The sequence below is a fragment of the Pseudoalteromonas sp. MMG005 genome, assembly GCF_018101015.1.
GTDB lineage: Bacteria > Pseudomonadota > Gammaproteobacteria > Enterobacterales > Alteromonadaceae > Pseudoalteromonas > Pseudoalteromonas aurantia.
This window is the reverse complement of the sequence record NZ_JAGJEK010000018.1, coordinates 36,244-54,659: the sequence shown is the minus strand read 5'-3', so window position 1 is coordinate 54,659 and position 18,416 is coordinate 36,244. Positions and strand designations below refer to the sequence as shown.

At 40.5% G+C, this 18,416-nt stretch carries 19 protein-coding genes; 2 read left to right on the top strand and 17 right to left on the bottom strand.

Going from position 1 to position 18,416, the window contains the following annotated elements; translation table 11 throughout:
• Nucleotides 1-21 precede the first annotated feature (21 nt).
• From J8M01_RS15075 to J8M01_RS15010, 14 genes are all read right to left on the bottom strand, one after another.
• Entirely contained in the window at nt 22-297 is a 276-nt protein-coding gene (locus J8M01_RS15075) for an HU family DNA-binding protein (RefSeq protein WP_192509237.1), read from the bottom strand.
• Between the two features lie 211 nt (nt 298-508).
• A complete protein-coding gene (locus J8M01_RS15070) occupies nt 509-1,018 on the bottom strand; it encodes a DUF2878 domain-containing protein (protein ID WP_211058550.1) in 510 nt (169 codons plus the stop codon).
• Nucleotides 981-2,243 (bottom strand): cyclopropane-fatty-acyl-phospholipid synthase family protein, encoded by a 1,263-nt coding sequence (locus J8M01_RS15065; protein WP_211058549.1) that lies wholly within the window; start codon nt 2,241-2,243, stop codon nt 981-983. Before J8M01_RS15065 ends, J8M01_RS15070 begins: the two co-directional genes overlap by 38 nt.
• A 1-nt stretch (nt 2,244) precedes the next feature.
• A complete protein-coding gene (locus J8M01_RS15060) occupies nt 2,245-2,973 on the bottom strand; it encodes a DUF1365 domain-containing protein (protein WP_211058548.1) in 729 nt (242 codons plus the stop codon).
• Nucleotides 2,974-4,233 carry an FAD-dependent oxidoreductase gene (locus J8M01_RS15055; RefSeq protein WP_211058547.1) on the bottom strand — a complete coding sequence of 420 codons (1,260 nt, stop codon included), beginning with the start codon at nt 4,231-4,233 and terminating at the stop codon, nt 2,974-2,976.
• Nucleotides 4,230-4,940, bottom strand: a complete 711-nt coding sequence (locus J8M01_RS15050) for an SDR family NAD(P)-dependent oxidoreductase (RefSeq protein WP_211058546.1) — start codon at nt 4,938-4,940, stop codon at nt 4,230-4,232. The genes J8M01_RS15055 and J8M01_RS15050 overlap by 4 nt, the downstream gene beginning before the upstream one ends.
• The gene (locus J8M01_RS15045) at nt 4,937-5,365 is read right to left on the bottom strand and encodes a nuclear transport factor 2 family protein (protein ID WP_211058545.1); all 429 of its coding nucleotides are present in this window, start codon (nt 5,363-5,365) and stop codon (nt 4,937-4,939) included. Before J8M01_RS15045 ends, J8M01_RS15050 begins: the two co-directional genes overlap by 4 nt.
• A 1-nt stretch (nt 5,366) precedes the next feature.
• Nucleotides 5,367-6,755 (bottom strand): deoxyribodipyrimidine photo-lyase, encoded by a 1,389-nt coding sequence (gene phrB, locus J8M01_RS15040; protein ID WP_211058544.1) that lies wholly within the window; start codon nt 6,753-6,755, stop codon nt 5,367-5,369.
• Nucleotides 6,755-7,714 carry a DUF523 and DUF1722 domain-containing protein gene (locus J8M01_RS15035; protein WP_211058543.1) on the bottom strand — a complete coding sequence of 320 codons (960 nt, stop codon included), beginning with the start codon at nt 7,712-7,714 and terminating at the stop codon, nt 6,755-6,757. Before J8M01_RS15035 ends, phrB begins: the two co-directional genes overlap by 1 nt.
• Nucleotides 7,715-7,723: 9 nt before the next feature.
• Entirely contained in the window at nt 7,724-8,389 is a 666-nt protein-coding gene (locus tag J8M01_RS15030; protein ID WP_211058542.1) for a ChrR family anti-sigma-E factor, read from the bottom strand.
• Nucleotides 8,382-9,005, bottom strand: coding sequence for a sigma-70 family RNA polymerase sigma factor (locus J8M01_RS15025; protein ID WP_210994875.1), 624 nt, complete (start codon nt 9,003-9,005; stop codon nt 8,382-8,384). Before J8M01_RS15025 ends, J8M01_RS15030 begins: the two co-directional genes overlap by 8 nt.
• A gap of 57 nt (nt 9,006-9,062) precedes the next feature.
• Nucleotides 9,063-9,638, bottom strand: a complete 576-nt coding sequence (locus tag J8M01_RS15020) for an LON peptidase substrate-binding domain-containing protein (protein ID WP_211058541.1) — start codon at nt 9,636-9,638, stop codon at nt 9,063-9,065.
• An 86-nt stretch (nt 9,639-9,724) separates the two neighbouring features.
• On the bottom strand, nt 9,725-10,030 hold the full coding sequence (locus J8M01_RS15015; protein WP_211058540.1) for an MGMT family protein: 306 nt from the start codon (nt 10,028-10,030) through the stop codon (nt 9,725-9,727).
• Nucleotides 10,020-10,910 (bottom strand): LysR family transcriptional regulator, encoded by an 891-nt coding sequence (locus J8M01_RS15010; RefSeq protein ID WP_210994873.1) that lies wholly within the window; start codon nt 10,908-10,910, stop codon nt 10,020-10,022. The genes J8M01_RS15015 and J8M01_RS15010 overlap by 11 nt, the downstream gene beginning before the upstream one ends.
• Before the next feature lie 108 nt (nt 10,911-11,018).
• Between J8M01_RS15010 and J8M01_RS15005 the strand changes: the two genes are divergently transcribed.
• Nucleotides 11,019-12,098 (top strand): efflux RND transporter periplasmic adaptor subunit, encoded by a 1,080-nt coding sequence (locus J8M01_RS15005; RefSeq protein WP_211058539.1) that lies wholly within the window; start codon nt 11,019-11,021, stop codon nt 12,096-12,098.
• A 2-nt stretch (nt 12,099-12,100) separates the two neighbouring features.
• The gene (locus J8M01_RS15000) at nt 12,101-15,172 is read left to right on the top strand and encodes an efflux RND transporter permease subunit (protein WP_211058538.1); all 3,072 of its coding nucleotides are present in this window, start codon (nt 12,101-12,103) and stop codon (nt 15,170-15,172) included.
• 41 nt (nt 15,173-15,213) lie between these two features.
• Here the strand turns inward: J8M01_RS15000 and rluF are convergent, their stop codons facing one another.
• Genes rluF through J8M01_RS14985 form a run of 3 tightly spaced genes read right to left on the bottom strand, consistent with a single transcriptional unit; the run spans nt 15,214 to nt 18,414 of the window.
• Nucleotides 15,214-16,179 carry a 23S rRNA pseudouridine(2604) synthase RluF gene (rluF, locus tag J8M01_RS14995; RefSeq protein WP_211058537.1) on the bottom strand — a complete coding sequence of 322 codons (966 nt, stop codon included), beginning with the start codon at nt 16,177-16,179 and terminating at the stop codon, nt 15,214-15,216.
• A 56-nt stretch (nt 16,180-16,235) separates the two neighbouring features.
• The gene (locus tag J8M01_RS14990) at nt 16,236-17,318 is read right to left on the bottom strand and encodes an ABC transporter substrate-binding protein (protein ID WP_247671154.1); all 1,083 of its coding nucleotides are present in this window, start codon (nt 17,316-17,318) and stop codon (nt 16,236-16,238) included.
• On the bottom strand, nt 17,311-18,414 hold the full coding sequence (locus J8M01_RS14985) for a DUF418 domain-containing protein (protein WP_211058536.1): 1,104 nt from the start codon (nt 18,412-18,414) through the stop codon (nt 17,311-17,313). The genes J8M01_RS14990 and J8M01_RS14985 overlap by 8 nt, the downstream gene beginning before the upstream one ends.
• Between the last annotated feature and the right edge of the window lie 2 nt (nt 18,415-18,416).

Here is an 18,416-nt window from a genome sequence, read left to right as displayed (position 1 = left end):
TTTTCATACCAAAATTAACGCTTATAGGTTAACTTGATCTTTAAGCCCTTTACCAGCTTTGAAGCTTGGGATATTTGCAGCAGCGATTTGGATCTCATCGCCAGTTTGCGGGTTACGACCTGTGCGCGCAGCACGCTCTTTTACTGAGAAAGTACCAAAACCAACCAGTGCAACTGAATCACCATCTTTTAGAGAGGTAGTTACAGCACCTGTGAACGCTTCAAGAGCACGAGCTGCTGCTGCTTTAGAAATTTCAGCATCTGCCGCCATTTTTTCAACTAGTTGAGCTTTATTCATTATAAGATTCCTATTCATTTATATTTTGCCTGAGCAAAAGCTATGTTTATGCATTTTGACTAGATGTGCAACCATTTCCTTAGCTTTTTCAAAAAAAATCGATGTAACTCAGTAGTGGCGCGCATTCATTGCACATTTTGCGTTAAATCTAATCAGCGAATACAAATTAGCAAGGCATTAATGATTAAGCAATAGCTTATGTCTAATGTTCCTAGAAATTTGTTGTTATTGCCCGATATAACGTCCGTACAGCGACACTATAAACAGCCCAAATTGCTGAAAATGCGAACCAAAAGTCCACTAACGAAAAATCAATCGTCAGTGCACCAAACTTTTCGCCTGCTTGGTAACTTAACGGTGCAAATACGGCAAACAAGCACATTGCTTGCCATACACCTAACGACATTACCTTTTTAAGTGATTCATTAAACGTCAGTATGAAAGCCACCCAAATCCCGACTAACCATGCCGGTATTATTGGACTACCATAATTTATTATACCGAGTGATATTGACAGTATTTCCAATAATAACGATACGGGCAACAAACATATCACCAAAAACCCGCTCTGCTTTTTGTTACTCACAAAAATAAACATGGCAGCTATGCAAACAAGTATAAAAAAAATAGCATCAGCCTGCATAAACAGCGCACTAAACCAACATAGTTGGAATAGGCTGAAATTAATAACTAAGCGTACTTTTACACTCGGTCGATACATACCTTGGCTTCCTCGCTATTAGATGGACCGTACTGGTCGCTCGCTGCTTAAATGCACCTTCACAGTAACTTAAGTAGAATAGCCAAAGTCGCTTAAAACGCTCGTCAAATTTACTATGATCTAGCTTTGGCCACGCCTCAATAAACCTTACACGCCAATCGTTTAGAGTACGGGCATAATGTAAACCAATATCCGAAACCTCATGAACCACCATATCAGTGCCGTTTTTAATCTGAATATGCATTTGTTCTAACGATGGTAAACACCCTCCAGGAAAAATATGCTGTTGAATAAAATCAGATTTTTTTAGGTAATGGTCATACCTTTGGCATGCAATTGTTATTGCTTGGATAAGCATGGCACCAGAGGGTTTCAATAATCTATTACATTTATCAAAAAAGCTCGGTAGATAATCATGACCTACTGCTTCAATCATCTCTATAGACACCAACTTATCAAACTGACCCGTTAGTTCTCGGTAGTCGCTTTTTAGCAAAGTAATTTTACTCTCAAGCTGGTTACGCTTAATCAAGTTTTCAACGTAGGTATACTGCTCTTCAGAAATTGTTGTCGTTGTTACATGGCATCCAATGTTTTGCGCAGCATATATTGCGAATGCCCCCCATCCAGTGCCTATTTCTACAACTTTATCTGTTGCTTGTATATCCAGTTTGCGGCATATAACCGCAAGTTTGTTATTTTGGGCTTGCTCTAAAGTCGTATTTGGATGCTGATATATCGCGCTAGAATAAAGCATTTCTTTACTCAAAAATGCAGAGTAAAGTTCGTTACCTAAATCGTAATGCGCAGCGATATTCTTTTTTGAACCCGCTTTTGAATTTTGATTTTTTAGATGTGCAAGCTTATTAGCCAAACCACTTAAGGCTGAAAATTTCCTCTCAAAATCATCCAGTTGACTCTGGTTTATAGCAAATATTTCTATCATTTTAGTTAAGTCATTGCATTTCCAATGACCATCTATGTAGGCCTCACCCGCACCAACACTTCCTCCAAGTGCAAACTGCTTATACATCTGATCACTGAGAACCGTTATTACACAAGACAACGTGCTATGCTCTGAGCCAAAGGTATAGGTCTGCGCGCCCTCAATCACAGTTATATAGCCCTCTTCAATCTTACCAAAAGCCGAAAGAACTAATTTTTTATATAAGCCAGTTAGCCAACTGGATGTTGCACGTATTTTTAAATCTGAGGTATTTTCCATTTTATGATCCTGGGTGCCCGATAAACGGCACTTTTTTCAAAAACAACCTTAACGCCTGCCAATAAATACCTTTAAAAATTGATACTGTCATTGCAGGGAATCGCTTTAAAATAAACGTGATATTTTCCCTTGATAGCGTATACCGTTTAAGTCTCAGGGTTGCATCAAAGAGTCGTGTTTGCTCACGTCTATTTTCAATATGAATCAAGGTGCTAGCAGCCGGCGCTCGAACAGACCAGTGATAATGCATATCCAAATTCATAAAAGGAGATACGTGAAAAACTTTTTTAAAGTTCACTTTTCTGTCTAAATAAACTAAATAACAATGGCACTCATTCCACGGTGTATTACTAACTTCAGCCACCATATGCGTAAACTTACCAGTGGGATCAGCGAAAAAATAAAAGTTGACTGGGCTGAAATATAAGCCAAAGCACCTTAATTGACACAACATCATGACGCTATCTGAACTGGGTTGTGCGCCTAATTGAGCGCTCACTGTTAGGGCTCTGTCTTTTAATTGCCCAGAGTACCCTTTTAAATAATCATTTTGCTTGAATCGCAACGGCTTAAAATAATTCGTTCCAAACCAAGGATGAACCGCATTTAAGTGATCTAACTCATCTAAATCAATCCACGCCATATACATAGGGTACTTGAACTTATGCTCAGTGGGTTCGAGACGTCTGTGACTTACATCGCCAAGGTATAACGCACTATTTAACCCCATTTAAAACTCAACCCCAAATTGCCTCGCCACATCTACTGCGCTTTTAACTCCATCTTCATGAAACCCATTAAACCAATATGCCCCGCAAAAGTAGCTATTATGTTTACCATCGATAAGTGCTTTTTTCTTTTGAGCATCAATACTTGTTTGATTAAACACAGGGTGATGATACGTAAATCTACGTAGCACCTTTGAATCATCAATACCCTTATCATAATTTAGGGTCACACACAGCGGCTGTTCACTTTCAATACCTTGTAGGATATTCATTTGATAGGTCACTACTGCGGCTGCATCTGCATTACCATCTAATAAATAATTCCAACTAGCCCAAGCTGCATGACGCTTCGGCAACATGCTTTTATCGGTATGTAATACAACAGAGTTTTCAGTGTAGGCCATACTCCCCAATATTTGTGCTTCATCCTCAGTTGGCGCCTCTAGCAAAGCCAGTGCTTGATCGGAATGACAGGCAAAAACAATTTCGTCAAATAACTGCACTCGCCCATCTTCCATCACAAGCTCTACACCTCCCTCATTTCTACGTACTGTTTTAATGTTGGCATTTAAATGAATTGCATTTTTAAACGACTCAATTAATGGCGTAATATATGAACGAGATCCTCCAGGTATGACATACCACTGAGGTCGATTAGCTATATCCAACAAACCGTGGTTGAAAAAAAACTTCACAAAAAACTGCGCTTCAAATTCACTCATTTTTGCAATGCTTGTTGACCAGATAGCAGCGCCCATTGGTAAAATATAGTGCGTTTTAAAAAATTCATTAAAGTTATGCTGGGTAAGCAACGCTCCTAGAGTGGAATAACGCGAATAATCATTACTATAAAACAGCTGCTTACATAGTTTATTAAATCTCACGATATCGTATAACAATCGCCAAAAGGTCGGCCGAAATATGTTTCGTCGCTGTGCGAACAAAGAAGTAAATGTATGACCATTATATTCAAACTCGCTTTGAGTATTCTGGACACTGAAGCTCATTTGCGTCGGTTGCCTCGAGATACCTATCTCACTCAGCAATTTCTCAAACTTTGGATACGTACGGCCATTGAATACAATAAACCCAGTATCTATGGCATGCATTTGACCATCAACTTCAACATCGACTGTCGCAGTGTGCCCACCAACATAATCATTTTTTTCAAACACAGTTACATTATGATTAGGTACTTTACTTAGTAGGTAAGCGGCTGTCATTCCAGAAATACCACTGCCTATTATTGCTATATTTTTCATCGAGACATTCCTTTTGCTATTGGTCTCCATAACCCAAAAGGTAGCATTTGGAGTAATTTCATTATAATTGTTAAACGTTTCGGAAAATGAATGTCCTTTCTCCGTTTAATAATACCAGCAGTGATACATGCAACGGCTTTGTCTACAGTTACGGCCATAGGCATCGGAAAATCATTTTTATCAGTCAGCGGAGTTTTTACAAACCCTGGGTGCACCAATGTCACGTCTATGTCTGTTAAATCAATCGACAGTGACTGCGCTAAATAAGACACTGCGGCTTTTGATGTACCGTACGCCTGCGCCCTAGGAAGGGCTAAAAATGCGGCACTAGAGCTGACAATAACAAGCTGTCCACCTGACTTTACTTTTGGCAATAGTTGCTCTAAGCAGTAACCAATTGACACCAAATTAACTTGGATAATTCGCGCAAACAAAGCACTATCGAACGCCTTAGCATCATCTATGTATTCACAATTTCCTGCATTTAAAATCAAAATATCCAATGCTGGTAGATTTCCTGTGGCATCTTGAATACTACTTAGATCTGTTACATCAAATTGCAACGTTGTAACTTTGGGTAACCGTTTGAGTTCAAGCAATGCATCTTTATTTCTACCACAGGCAAAAACTTCGTCGTTTAATGCGTAATATTCAGCTAAGCCCCTGCCAATACCTGAGGTTGCTCCTGTAATAAGTATTTTTTTCATTTTCCCGACGCCTTTCTGTCAACCATTTTAATGACAGAACCTAGTACCGGTAAATGGCGATACAATAATTCACCAACATCAAAATAATCCCTATGATGAATCACTTTTTCCTCTTTAAACATCAACTTGCTATGTCCATTCACTGCAATGTCACAGCCTGAATTTAGGCGTGGATGAATGTAGCGCATTTGCCAATAGACGAAGCCATAATTGTCTATTGCGACTTTGTCTTCTATTTCAAAATGAATTGCACTAACATTTGTATATAAATGCGCAAAATACTGAGTTAAATCAGCAAGCCCTTCGACCTGATGAAGCGGATCGACAAAAGTAATATCTCGGTGGTATACATCTGCTAGTACAGCTAAGTTATCAATACGTAAAACATCATACATGCCGATAAATCTATCTAAAATAGGTCCCATATCAAACCTTAAATGCGTCCAATGCGCGCTGCCGTGCCGCTTTATGCTCAACAATCGCTGATGAATAATTACAGGTTGGTGACTCCGCCAAATACTCATGTGGAAAATGAATATATTTATTGGGAACATCAACCAGCTCAGGTACATAGGTACGAATGAAAGCGCCTTCAGGATCAAATTTTTTGCTTTGTGTGATCGGGTTAAATATCCTAAAGTACGGTTGGGCATCACATCCCGTACTCGCAGCCCATTGCCACCCCCCATTATTACTTGCTAAATCTCCATCAATTAACTTGCTCATAAAATAACGTTCTCCCTTACGCCAATCTATCAGTAAGTGTTTAGTCAAAAAACTGGCAACGATCATTCTTAATCGATTGTGCATCCATCCAGTTTGATTGAGCTGACGCATAGCAGCATCAACAATTGGGTAGCCCGTATTACCCGTGCACCAAGCTTTAAACTGCGCGTCACTATCTTGCCAAATTACGGTGTCATATTTACGATTAAAATTCTTGTACTGGCACAAAGACGGAAAAGCACTGATTAAATGCCGATAAAACTCGCGCCATATCAACTCGTTAATCCAAGTAAATTCACGCTTACTAGGCGTTTGAAGAATATCAGGATAATAGTATTGTACTTCAGCCAGTAATTGCTTAACTGAAATCGCCCCAATGGCGATATAAGGACTTAACCCGGATGTCCCTTTTATGCTTGGTATATCGCGATGTATTGAATAATGAGTACACTTCTCTTGTACAAAACGACTGGCTATGCCAAATAGACTCTCATCGTCAACAGGCCACTTTTGAGACGTGTTGTCGGTATTCAAACATTCTGGTGTTTGCCACTCAATTGAAGGGGTTGTTTGGGGAACCAACCTCCAAGGTTTGACTATGAACATCTGTTGCTCATAAATTTTTAGCCACGCCTTTTTAAACGGCGTGAAAACTTTAAACATCTCACTGTTTTTAGTCACCACCGTAGTGGGTTTAGCAATCACGTCACCATCAAATAACCTTAAGTTAATGCCTAATGATCTACATTGCTCGTCTCTTAAAACCTCATTAATTTCATACTCTTTATTGGCAAAAATTTGTTCGATATCGTTCGCTACACAAAAATGCTTTAACAGAGCAGGTATTTCTGCATAAGTATCAGCTACTTCCACATGCAAGTTGATACCGTATTGCGCCAATTTCCTTCCCAAATAGTCCACTCTTCTCTTGATGAGATCAAACTGAATCGGTGCAGCACCGTGCTTACCAATCCATTGCCTCTCACAGACAAAAAAAAGCGCCGATTTGGCGCCGCTTTCAATTGCCTCAATTAATGCTTCATTGGCGAAGTACCTAAGATCCCGTCGAAACCAAAACAAGGCGCCCATTAAATGCCAAACCTCAGTTTTAACGCATTAGGGTATGGATTGAAGTACACCTGCTCAGTCAAGTAATCATTACTATGGACGGTTAAATGGTGTTTCAGTAAGGTGAGAGGAACATATAAAGGCACGATCCCTCCTCGGTACTGCTCAATCGCTTCACATAATTCCTGCTTCTCGATTTTAGATAACACATTCTTAAAATACCCTTGCAAATGACTGAGTGTATTAGCTTGGTTTTTACGTGAAGCTGGCCTAGATAACCCTTTCATTAAATGACTTATATACTGCGCTTTTATCTCTTCAATATCATGCCCTACCGCATTACCTAACAGTCTGCCCAGTGCTTTATACGCTTCGTAATTATGGCTCATTAACAAATATTTATGTTTGGCATGAAAACGAGTCAGCTCATGCACCCCAACACAATCTAAATTCAACGTTTGCCAATGTTTATAGACATAGACACGCATAACAAAATTTTCTCTCAGGTGTGGGTCGCTCAATCGCCCATTCTCTTCACACGGCAAATTCGGATTATGTTTCATTATTTGCGCTGCAAAAAAACCGATGCCTTCAGAAGAGTTCCCGGTACCAGCTTCATTGTATACTTTGACCCGCTCCATGCCGCAACTTGGACTTTTTGCACAAAACACAAACCCAGACAACTCTTTTGCCTGTTCAGTCGCAACTCGCTCTCCATATGCCGTCAAACTCTGCCCTACATCTCCGCTGCCATCTGGCCTACACACCTTTATTGTGTCGCCTACACGGACCTGCCTTATTGTTGCTCTAGGGATTGACATTCCCACGGCAACTTCTGGGCAAAACTTCTTGTACTCAACATAGTTCCCTAATTCATCCATACAAAAGTTAGAGCGTTTGTGACCCGTGTCAAAGCGAACTTTTTCACCGGCAAGGCAAGCACTGATCCCTATTTGAATAGTTGACTCAAAAGCTTCCATAACCACCCCCTAATAAATAAGATTGCCAATTGGGTTCAACAACTTACTGAGCCCTTTATTAAAATGTAACGCACTATTAACCAGAGTAAAGCACAGGCAACCGTTTTCAGTGCGCGGCGTATGTGAATGTCGCCCGTCTAACCAAATAAAATCACCTGCAACGTAAGTTCCAGACTCGTCTTCGAAGCTTCCATCTAATAATAGCGTTAACTCAAAGCCTGTATGAGTATGGTTCGGTATTTCCCCTCCAGGAGCTATTTGTAATAAGCTCGCCCTTAATTCCCCATCTTCTAAAACTAGACGCGACCGAGACAGTTTTCCTACCTGAGAGAAGTCTGACCGCTCGATACTCGCAATCGCTCTGGGTACAATCACTTCTTTTGCTTGATATTGTAACGTTTGAGGGATGTATCTGTGTACCTGAGTGATCGAATCATCAGACGTTATGTCATTCAGCATCTCAGCAAAATCTACGTCAGTGGTTAAATCACCGTCAAAATCATTATCAGTTTCAACAAAATACCTTTCACTACTATCGTTTTCCAAGGCTTTTACTTGTTTGGCACAACAGGGACATAGCTCCAAATGCGCTGAAATCGCAATACTCAAAGACGCCGGTAATGTACCCTCAGCAAACTGTGTTAACATTTCTTGTGTAGGGTGATGCTTAATCATGACTATCTCCCATTTCCGCTCTTAATTTTTGTAAAGCGAGGCGTAACCTCGATTTGACAGTCCCCACAGGGATGTTTAACTGCTCAGCCAGTTGTTCCTGCGACATTTCCTGAAAGTAAACCCCCTTTACAACTTCTTGTTGCGCCTTGGGTAAACAACTAATGTACTTCTGAATCTGCTTATCCTGTAGATGGTCATTAAAACCATCATTGCTACATTCGCCTTCTTGCAAAGTCGGCCAAATGTCTTCGCTTATCTGATCTTCTTTTTTGCTTTTTATTTTTCGCAGTGCGTCAAACGATGCATTTCTCATAACCGTGTAGACCCACGTTGTCGCCGCCCCTTTGTCTTGACTATACAAATGTGCTTTTCGCCAAACTGACGTCATTGTGTCTTGAACTAGCTCCATTGCCATTGCTTCAGAACCATATTGCTTTATTCCAAATCGCTTTATTTTAGGTGCAAAGTATTTAAACAAGACCGCAAACGCGGTTTTGTCTCGTTGCTCTGCAACCTTAACTAATGCACTAGAAAGTGCTTTTGTAGGAGTATCTTCCATACTTTTAGTGTGTCCAGAATTTTGCGGTACAGCTGTACTCGATAACTGGCTAACCATAAACTATGCCTCGTTTGTGCTTACTAAAAGACAATACGTATATTATTACCAGAGCGATCACTTAGATTCGATTAAAACAGTATGAAGGAAATCAACAACTTGTTCAAAGTCTGTCACAGTCTTTATTTTTTCTTTTTGTCCATTCTCAAGTGGCAATAATTCCAGCCATCGAGAAGCGACCCAAACCGGTGTATCAAAAGCTTGTTTTTTATAAAGTGAGCTAATATGTGGATGATTTTTGAATGTTTCTTCTAACATTGTGGCCAATTCAATATGATGACAGCGCTTAGGATCTAAATTGCTTCTCCAAAGCGGCCTTTTTTCAAAGATCATATCTCCATAGCGAAGCTGAGTGCTATCCTCGACAACATTGGTAATGTTCACACTGGATAAAGCGTAAACATCGACAAGAAGATAGCCGCTTTCATCTTGCGAAAAATCCACAATTTCAACATAAACACCTTCATATATTGCCCCTTTATTGGCTGTATTGTCGGTATTACACAGCACAAATCCTGTTTCGCTTTTTAACGACTCTTTTACCATGCGAAGATATCTCTCTTCAAAAATTCGTAAGCGAGTATACCCTTGTGGCAGTAAAAAGATCGGGAGCGGGAAAATAGCACATTTCATTGGCAACGATTACATTAGATAACTTTGTAAATAATACGCTGCACAGGGACTATCAGATCAACTACATCATTTATAGCCCCGATTACTCAACACCATTGAAACTCCGTCATATTAATTTTATCATTTTTAAATACAATTCCTTCTTCTTGTAAGCGTCCTTTTTGTTCATTAAATTTTTCTGAGCCAGCAGGAAATGAGATCTTACCCTGACTATTTACCACTCGGTGCCAGGGCAATGTTGTACCTTCAGGAAGGTTTTTCAATAGCCGACCTACGGCCCTCGCTTGACGGGGTAACCCAGCTAAGGTAGCCAATTGGCCATAAGCCACAACTTTACCACTGGGAACACTGCCTATTAATGTAAACAGTAATTGCTTATGCTCATCTTCCATACACTTTCCCTAATTCTTGAAAATCAGACCATACTTTACGAGCTACGGGTCCATGGTGTTTATTATGTTGGCGAAATACATGGATCCCCGCAGTAAAAGAGTCTTGTCGGTCGGTAATCGTAATGCGTTCTAGTAATCCTGCATCTAATTCATTTTGGCAGTGGCTCAGGCTTATCATTGCGAAGCCTAACCCCGATAATAAAAATGACTTAATTGATGCGATATCATCGAGTTTCATTACATTTGTGCCGCGAACATAAGCAAGCCGCTCACTATCAAAATCAAAACCACTTTCGAACATAGCTAAGCATGGGTAATTGGCAAGCGCCTCATAAGGTAAGGCACTGGGCAATAAACCTGTTTTTGCGACTAGTCCAAGCTTAAACTCCCCTACTGCAATCGAGTCTAAATCTCCTGTGGAATGAAACAAGTCAAACCACGGCCCAATGCCTAAATCTGCATCGCCGCTGTTAACTTGTTCTAACGCGACAAACCGCTTGCCACTGGTAATGGCTATTTCTGTTTGAGTGTACTGCTTAAACACCGACGCAATAACTTGATTGTAAGCACTTTGATGGCATAGTGGTTCATAGCATATCGTTAACTTTGCTTCGTTTCCTGCTGAGAATTCATTGGCCATGATTTGTAAATCATCTCTTATTCCAATTAACTTCGTAGACTCTTTATAAAATCGCTGGCCATGCTCCGTTAGGACCACGCGATAATTTTGCCTGTCGAACAACTTAAACCCCAATTGACTTTCAAGTCGTTTCATAGCCTGCGTGATCGCAGGCTGCGTTTTATATAGCTTTTGTGCCGCCTCGTTTAAGCTTCGGGAATGGGCCACAACGTGTAACATTTCAATATCACTGATCTTCATAATAAATATTTATATAAATTCAAATATTATATAATTTTTATTTTATCGTGCTTTTCTATATCGTGCACCACAATTATTAATACACTGAATTTAAGATGGAGTTTTACCATGCTAAGGTCCACCGCTATTACGATCGCCTTATTTTTATTGCTCGGCTGCCAAGATGCCACAGAACAGAACTCACAAGCCGAGGTTATTAGACCGGTAAAATTAGTGACCGTGACTGATTCCCAGCAAGGGTTAGTTCGCAGCTTTCCTGCTGAGGTGGTTGCAAACCAAGGCTCTTATCTTGCATTTAGAGTCAATGGTGAATTGCTTGCATTTCCTGTTCTTGCTGGGCAGCATGTTGATAAAGGCCAGTTGCTAGCAAAACTTGACCCTGAGGATCTACAGTTACAATACGAGCAACGTAGTGCACAATTTGAATTGGCGCGTTCACAACTAGCACGGATAAAATCGCTCTTCGATAAATCAATCGCCACCAAGTCTGAATTTGACCAAGCGCTTGCCAACAAACAAGTCGCTGAGTCTGCGTTTAAAATTGCCAAAACCAATCTTGAAAACTCAGAATTGAGAGCACCATTTAGTGGCACAATTGCTAAAGTGTTTGTTAAAAACTATGAAAGTGTGGTCGCCAAGCAAAACATCCTTCGTCTAGAAACCAGAGACATGATGGATGTGATCATACAAGTACCAGAAAAGTTGGTGGCTCGTGTTAATAAAGATCTAGATTATCACCCCAGTGTAGTTTTTGACGGCTATCCGTCTAAATCATATCAGCTGACCATTAAAGAGTGGGATACACAGGCAGATCCAGCGACGTTAAGTTACAAAGTCGTATTTACCCTACCAATACCTAAGGACTTTAATTTGCTTGCTGGCATGAGTGGTCATGTATATATAGATCACAGTAAAGTAACAAAGCTGCCTGCCAAAAAGCTGTTTGTTCCAGTTGAAGCCGTTTTTTCAAAGCAAACAGATCAACTCGCCAACAATGCCTATGTATGGTTGTACAACGAACAAACTCAGACGATTTCTATGCATCCGGTCACTGTGGGTGATATGTATGACCAAGGTATAGAAATATTGTCAGGCCTTTCAAACACAGATATTGTCGTCGGTGCGGGTGTACACCATTTAAAACAAGGTTTAAGAGTACGACCTTGGGCTAAAGAACGAGGGCTATAACAATGAGCTTAGCTAAATGGTCAATTGAAAACAAAGTAATAAGTTGGATGTTTGCATTGCTGCTACTTTTGGCTGGCGCGATTTCCTATTTTGGTTTGGGCCAACTTGAAGACCCAGAATTTACCTTAAAAAAAGCCATGATAGTGACAATGTACCCAGGCGCTTCTCCACAACAAGTTGAAGAAGAGGTCACTTTTCCAATTGAGAATGCCATACAACAGCTCCCCTATGTTGATTACGTTACGTCGATTTCATCCGCAGGAAAATCACAAATATCCGTTGAGATGAAGAGCACCTACCGTAAGAATGACCTTAAACAAATTTGGGATGAACTGCGCCGTAAAGTTAATGATCTAACCCCTAGCCTACCACCAGGTGTTTACACACCTAAAGTTATTGATGATTTTGCAGATGTATATGGGGTTATGTATGCGGTTACAGGAGATGGGTACTCCTACGATGAACTCAAAGACTATGTTGATTATCTAAAGCGTGAACTTGTATTGGTTAAAGGGGTGAGTAAAATCACTGTAGCAGGAGAACAACAAGCTCAAGTAGTTGTAGAAATTGCGACACATAAGTTGTCTCAACTCGGTATTGCCCCTTCTCGTATATTCTCACTTTTAGAAGCGCAAAACAGCGTTTCAAATGCTGGAAAAATAAGAGTTGGCGCCGAGTCTATTCGCCTCCATCCAACGGGTGAGTTCCAAGATGTCACAGAACTAGAACATTTGTTGATATCCAAACCTGGCGCAAAAGAGCTTATATATTTAGGTGACGTTGCCAGCGTGAGTCGTGAATATGCAGAAATTCCGCAGCACATTACACGGTTTAATGAACAGCGAGCTCTACTCGTAGGTGTCTCTTTTAGCTCTGGTGTAAATGTTGTCGATATTGGTCAAGCAATGGAGGCACACCTTGCTTCACTAGAATATCAGCGACCGCATGGCATCGAAATTAATGCGGTATACCACCAACCTAATGAAGTACAAAAATCAGTTGATGGATTTATAATCAGCCTTATCGAAGCCGTGGCAATCGTTATTGTGGTCTTATTGCTGTTTATGGGTGTAAAAAGTGGCTTATTAATCGGTGCGGTATTGCTTCTGACAGTCCTTGGTACTTTCATTTTTATGAAGTTATTTGCAATTGATCTACAGCGTATTTCTCTGGGTGCACTCATTATCGCTTTGGGTATGCTGGTCGATAACGCCATTGTTGTGACTGAAGGGATTTTGATCAATTTAAAACGTGGTCAAACTAAGCTACGAGCAGCCATCAATATTGTGGAGCAAACAAAGTGGCCTTTATTAGGCGCAACGGTTATTGGCATTACCGCTTTCGCTCCTATTGGTCTAAGTAGTGATGCCAGTGGCGAATTTGCAGGCTCTTTATTTTGGGTGCTACTTATTTCATTATTGTTAAGCTGGGTTACTGCAATTACATTGACACCATTTTTTGCTGATTTACTTTTTAAGGAGACGATTGCAAGTAAAGAAGTACAACAGCAACAGCAAGACCCATATCAAGGCATGATATTCACACTTTATAAAGCTCTACTGAGCACCGCTTTAAAATACAGGCTATCTACAGTTATGATCATGATTGCGTTACTCGGCCTGTCTTTGTTTGGATTTAAGTCAGTTAAACAATCATTTTTTCCGTCATCGAACACCCCTATGTTTTACGTAGACTATTGGCATTATCAAGGCGCTGACATTCGTAGTACAGCTGATAATCTTGCGAAAATAGAACGATTTTTGCAAAATGACGATTTAGTGCTAGAAGTTACCTCAACAATTGGGCAAGGCGCCCCACGTTTCATGTTAACGTATTCTCCTGAGCAACAATATGACGCATACGGACAACTCATTGTCCGTGTTAAAAACCGTGAAGCGGTCACCAATATGATTGCGAAGTTAAGAGAGTTTGAAAAACAACATGTCTTAACTGGCACGTTAAACATCAAACGTATGGAGATAGGTCCTTCTACCAAAGCGAAAATTGAAGCTCGCTTCTCAGGCCCTGATCCCGTTATCCTTCGTCGGTTATCTGCACAAGCTCAAATAATGCTCGCTAAAGATCCTAAGGCGTTTAACATTCGAGACGATTGGCGTCAAAGAACCAAAGTAATCCGTCCTGAATTTAATGAGCAGAAAGCACGTCGATTAGGCATAAGTAAATCAGACCTTGATCAATTACTGCTTACCAGTGTGTCTGGTAATAAAGTTGGCCTGTATAGAGATGGTACACAATTGTTGCCCATCGTCGCGCGCTCTCCAGAAGAAGAGCGTAAGAATATAGAAAACCTCAGTGATTTACAGATATTTAGCCCGTTACTCAATGTATACATTCCGATAACCCAAATCGTCGACGATTTTAATGTGCTCTGGGAAGACCCACTGATCATGCGGCGGGATAGAAAACGCACGATTACCGTTATGGCAGATCATAATGTTATTGGTGATGAAACACCTGCAAAACTATTTAACCGCGTGCGCAATGACATTGAAGCAATTGAACTCCCTAATGGCTATGAAATGAGCTGGGGCGGCGAATTTGAATCATCGTCAAAAGCAAAAACAGCTATTTTTGGTTCATTACCTATCGGATACTTGGCGATGTTCATGATCACCGTATTGCTGTTTAACTCGGTTAAAAAGCCATTAGTAATATGGTCAACTGTGCCACTTGCGGTTATCGGTGTAACAGCTGGGCTAGTCTCACTCAACGCGCCATTCAGTTTTATGGCACTGCTTGGGCTATTAAGTTTATCTGGTATGTTAATTAAAAATGGTATCGTACTTGTTGATCAAATCAACCTAGAATTGCAAGAAGGCAAGCCACCTTACATGGCCGTATTTGACTCTGGTGTCAGTCGAGTTCGACCAGTGTCCATGGCGGCAATTACAACCATTTTAGGGATGATCCCACTATTATTTGATGTGTTTTTCAAGTCTATGGCAGTCACAATTATGTTTGGACTTGGCTTTGCAACAATATTAACTCTCGTATTTGTGCCTGTTATGTATTGTCTATTATTTGGCATTAAACACGAAGCGAGTACATCTTAGTTCTTCCCATAAACCAATAAAAGGCCCTTCTGGGCCTTTTATTATTTCTTCAGTGATAGTGTGCCACCTTTGCGTTTAACTGGCTTGTTTGTCGTTGACACCTTATTATTCATTCTTTTAGGTTTAGGCGCGCTTTTCTCAACTTTATGCTGCGCTTTTACGTCATTTCGCTGCGATGCTCGCTGTGACTTTGAATGTTCTTCACGATTAACTCCTTTTCTATCAGCTTGCTCTTTATCGTGAACGTTTGGCTTTCTTTCCGGCCTTTTATTTGGGTCAATTGAGCCCTCTTCCGTTTTAGCTGACGATTCGATAGAGCTATTTATTTCATTCATTTCTTTTTGCGTTAAATGGCGCCACTGACCCGGTTTGAGACCCTCCATTCTTACGTTCATAATACGCACACGCTTTAACGTTTCAACTTCATAGCCTAAATATTCGCACATACGTCGGATCTGACGATTCAACCCTTGAGTTAGCACAATCACAAACTCTTTATTCGACGTTTGTTTCACCTGACACTTTTTGGTGACTGTGTCTAAAATTGGAATTCCACCAGCCATTCGTTCAATAAACCGTTTATTAATTGGTCTATCAACAGTAACCACGTATTCTTTTTCGTGATTATTCCCCGCTCGCAATATTTTGTTGACGATATCACCTTCGTTCGTCAGAAAAATGAGCCCCTCAGAAGGCCTGTCTAATCGACCGATTGGAAAAATGCGCTCAGGATAGTCGATCGCGCTAACAATATTACTTCTAATTTTGCGTTCTGTCGTGCACGTGACCCCAACTGGCTTATTATACGCAATATATACACATTTAGGCTTCGCTTTTAGAGGCTTACCGTCTACAGTAATTGTATCGGAATCACTCACCTTTACGCCCATTTCAGGTAGAGCATTATTGACCCTAACTCGGCCTGACTCTATAAGTTTGTCAGCTTCTCGACGAGAACAGAATCCCGTTTCGCTTATATATTTATTTAGGCGGGTTAATTGCGTCACTTGTTACTCTTACCTGAAGAAAAAACCGTATTCTAAACTAACCGTTGTTAAATTTCTTATTTTTCTGCACTTCGCTGTAACTGAGTTAAATTAAAGTCATACGTCAACTTTTTCGTCCCAATCAAGCTCATCGCTTTGTAATCAATCAATGACCAGTCTGGGCTATGTACTATCCATCTGAAGTCGTCTAAGTTTTTGCGGCTAATTACACCCAGTTTAAAACTTAACATGGTGTTTTTTTGCCAAAATGGGTGGCTATGATAATGGTCACGTAGACTAACGAGTGCCCATCCTCCCATCATAAAATGGCCACCAATTGTTGCGCTCATATCGCCATTATCTACAAGCTCAATGGCATCACCTAGCCAATCAAAACCTCCGATGGCAACTTTGTGAGGTATTTTCGAAGACTTAACCCTAGTAAGAGCTCCCATTGCCATTAGGTCTGAGGCAGTCCAAATTAAATTCGTATCTGGATAGCGTGATAATAGTCGCTTGGTTTTATCATACGCTTGCTCTTTGGACCAACTTGCATGAACCTGTTGGTGTAACTTAACGCCTTGTTCATTAAAGTAATCGATTGCGCCTTGACTTCGCACATCAGATTCAGAACCATAATGGCCATTAATTACGATAGCTTTAATTTCTTTTATGTGTATATCACTATCTAGCACGAGCGCTTCTGCAAGCCTGCTTCCCGCATCATAATTATCATGAAACACCTCTCCGAGCCATGTTGGGTAACGTTCATGAGGGTTTCCTATTGCATGCCTTTCAGGACCAGTAATTGTCTGCTCTAATGTAATAAAATTAATTCCATATTTATCTAACAGCTCTAATGTCGCCTCAGCACCTCCAGGATAATTCATGAGAATGACATAGTCTGGTGCCGCACGATAATTTAAATATTTTTTCAATTCCGCCAGTTGAATATGGCGATTCCCTTCTCCGTAAATCGTATCAATTTTGACATTAAGTTGGGCGGCAGCCTGCTCAGTAATCGTTTGAACTTTATGCCAAAATGGCTCTCCAGCAACCGATGGGTTAACGAACAATACTGAAAACTCACTTTTAGCAGCCCCTTCTTGAGGTAGCATCAACACACCAATTAACCACAGTGATAATCTAACTCTAAACATAATCTGCCTCCTTACTGCGCAAACACAGCCTCTTCAATAGATACTCTAGTGGTCCTTGTTTGAAAAAGCGAAAGTAAAGCGGCGCAATAAGCAATTGAAAAAGAGACAAAAGTAGAGCGATAGCCATGTATTCCATACGATTGTATTGTTCATATCCGTTAGGCATAACCCAATAGAAGAATGACACCATCAGTACTGATTGAAATACATAAAGTGTCAAAGCCATGCGTCCCACCGCTTGAAGCCAAGAAAATTGAAAACCCTTACGGCTCATTTTCACCACACAGTGAATAATTAATAAAGCCCCCGCAAACGCGTTGACCCAAATAAGACTATCTACTAACACCGACAAAGAGTTAATGTCCAGAACCTTAAGATAAATCGTACCTACGGACAGCAAAGCTGTTGCGGTAATAACTAATGGCTTTGCGTTATTTGATAAGCCATGTTTAAAAATCCCCTGTTTATAACAGTAAATTCCCGCAATCATCAAGCCCGCACTATACCAAAGTGTGATCAGCGGCATGATAAGCAACATAATTGAATAATACACACCATTATGTCCAAAATGTGACATGACATCTCTTGGCAAATTATCTACTATTTCATAAAACTCGCTACTCCCTCTAATAATGGGATCTGCCACATCTATAGATCCCAATACAAGCATCATTGAAACACCAAACAAGCCAAAACCACAGCCATGTCTAATTAGCCGAGATGGCCCTGCATCTATATACTTTAATGCGATAAACCCGGCCAAACCATAACTGACCAAAATGTCACCAGGCCAAAGAATATAACCGTGGAGTAGGCCTATTGTCACGATCCAAAAAAGCCGGTCTTTAATTTGCTTATCACTGCCATTTTTATCCATTTGCAAACACAAGGCAGCGCCAAATAATAAGCAAAACAAACTTCGAAATCGGCCGTCAAGTAGCAGTGCATTGATCCAATCAATAACAGAATCTGATAAAGGCACTACAGGTAGATTAACATAGCCCACTTCAAACATTGAGAAGTAGTAAATATTCAAAAATAATAACCCAAGTACTGCAATACCTCGGTTTATATCTAGTGTTGCAATACGCGCCATGC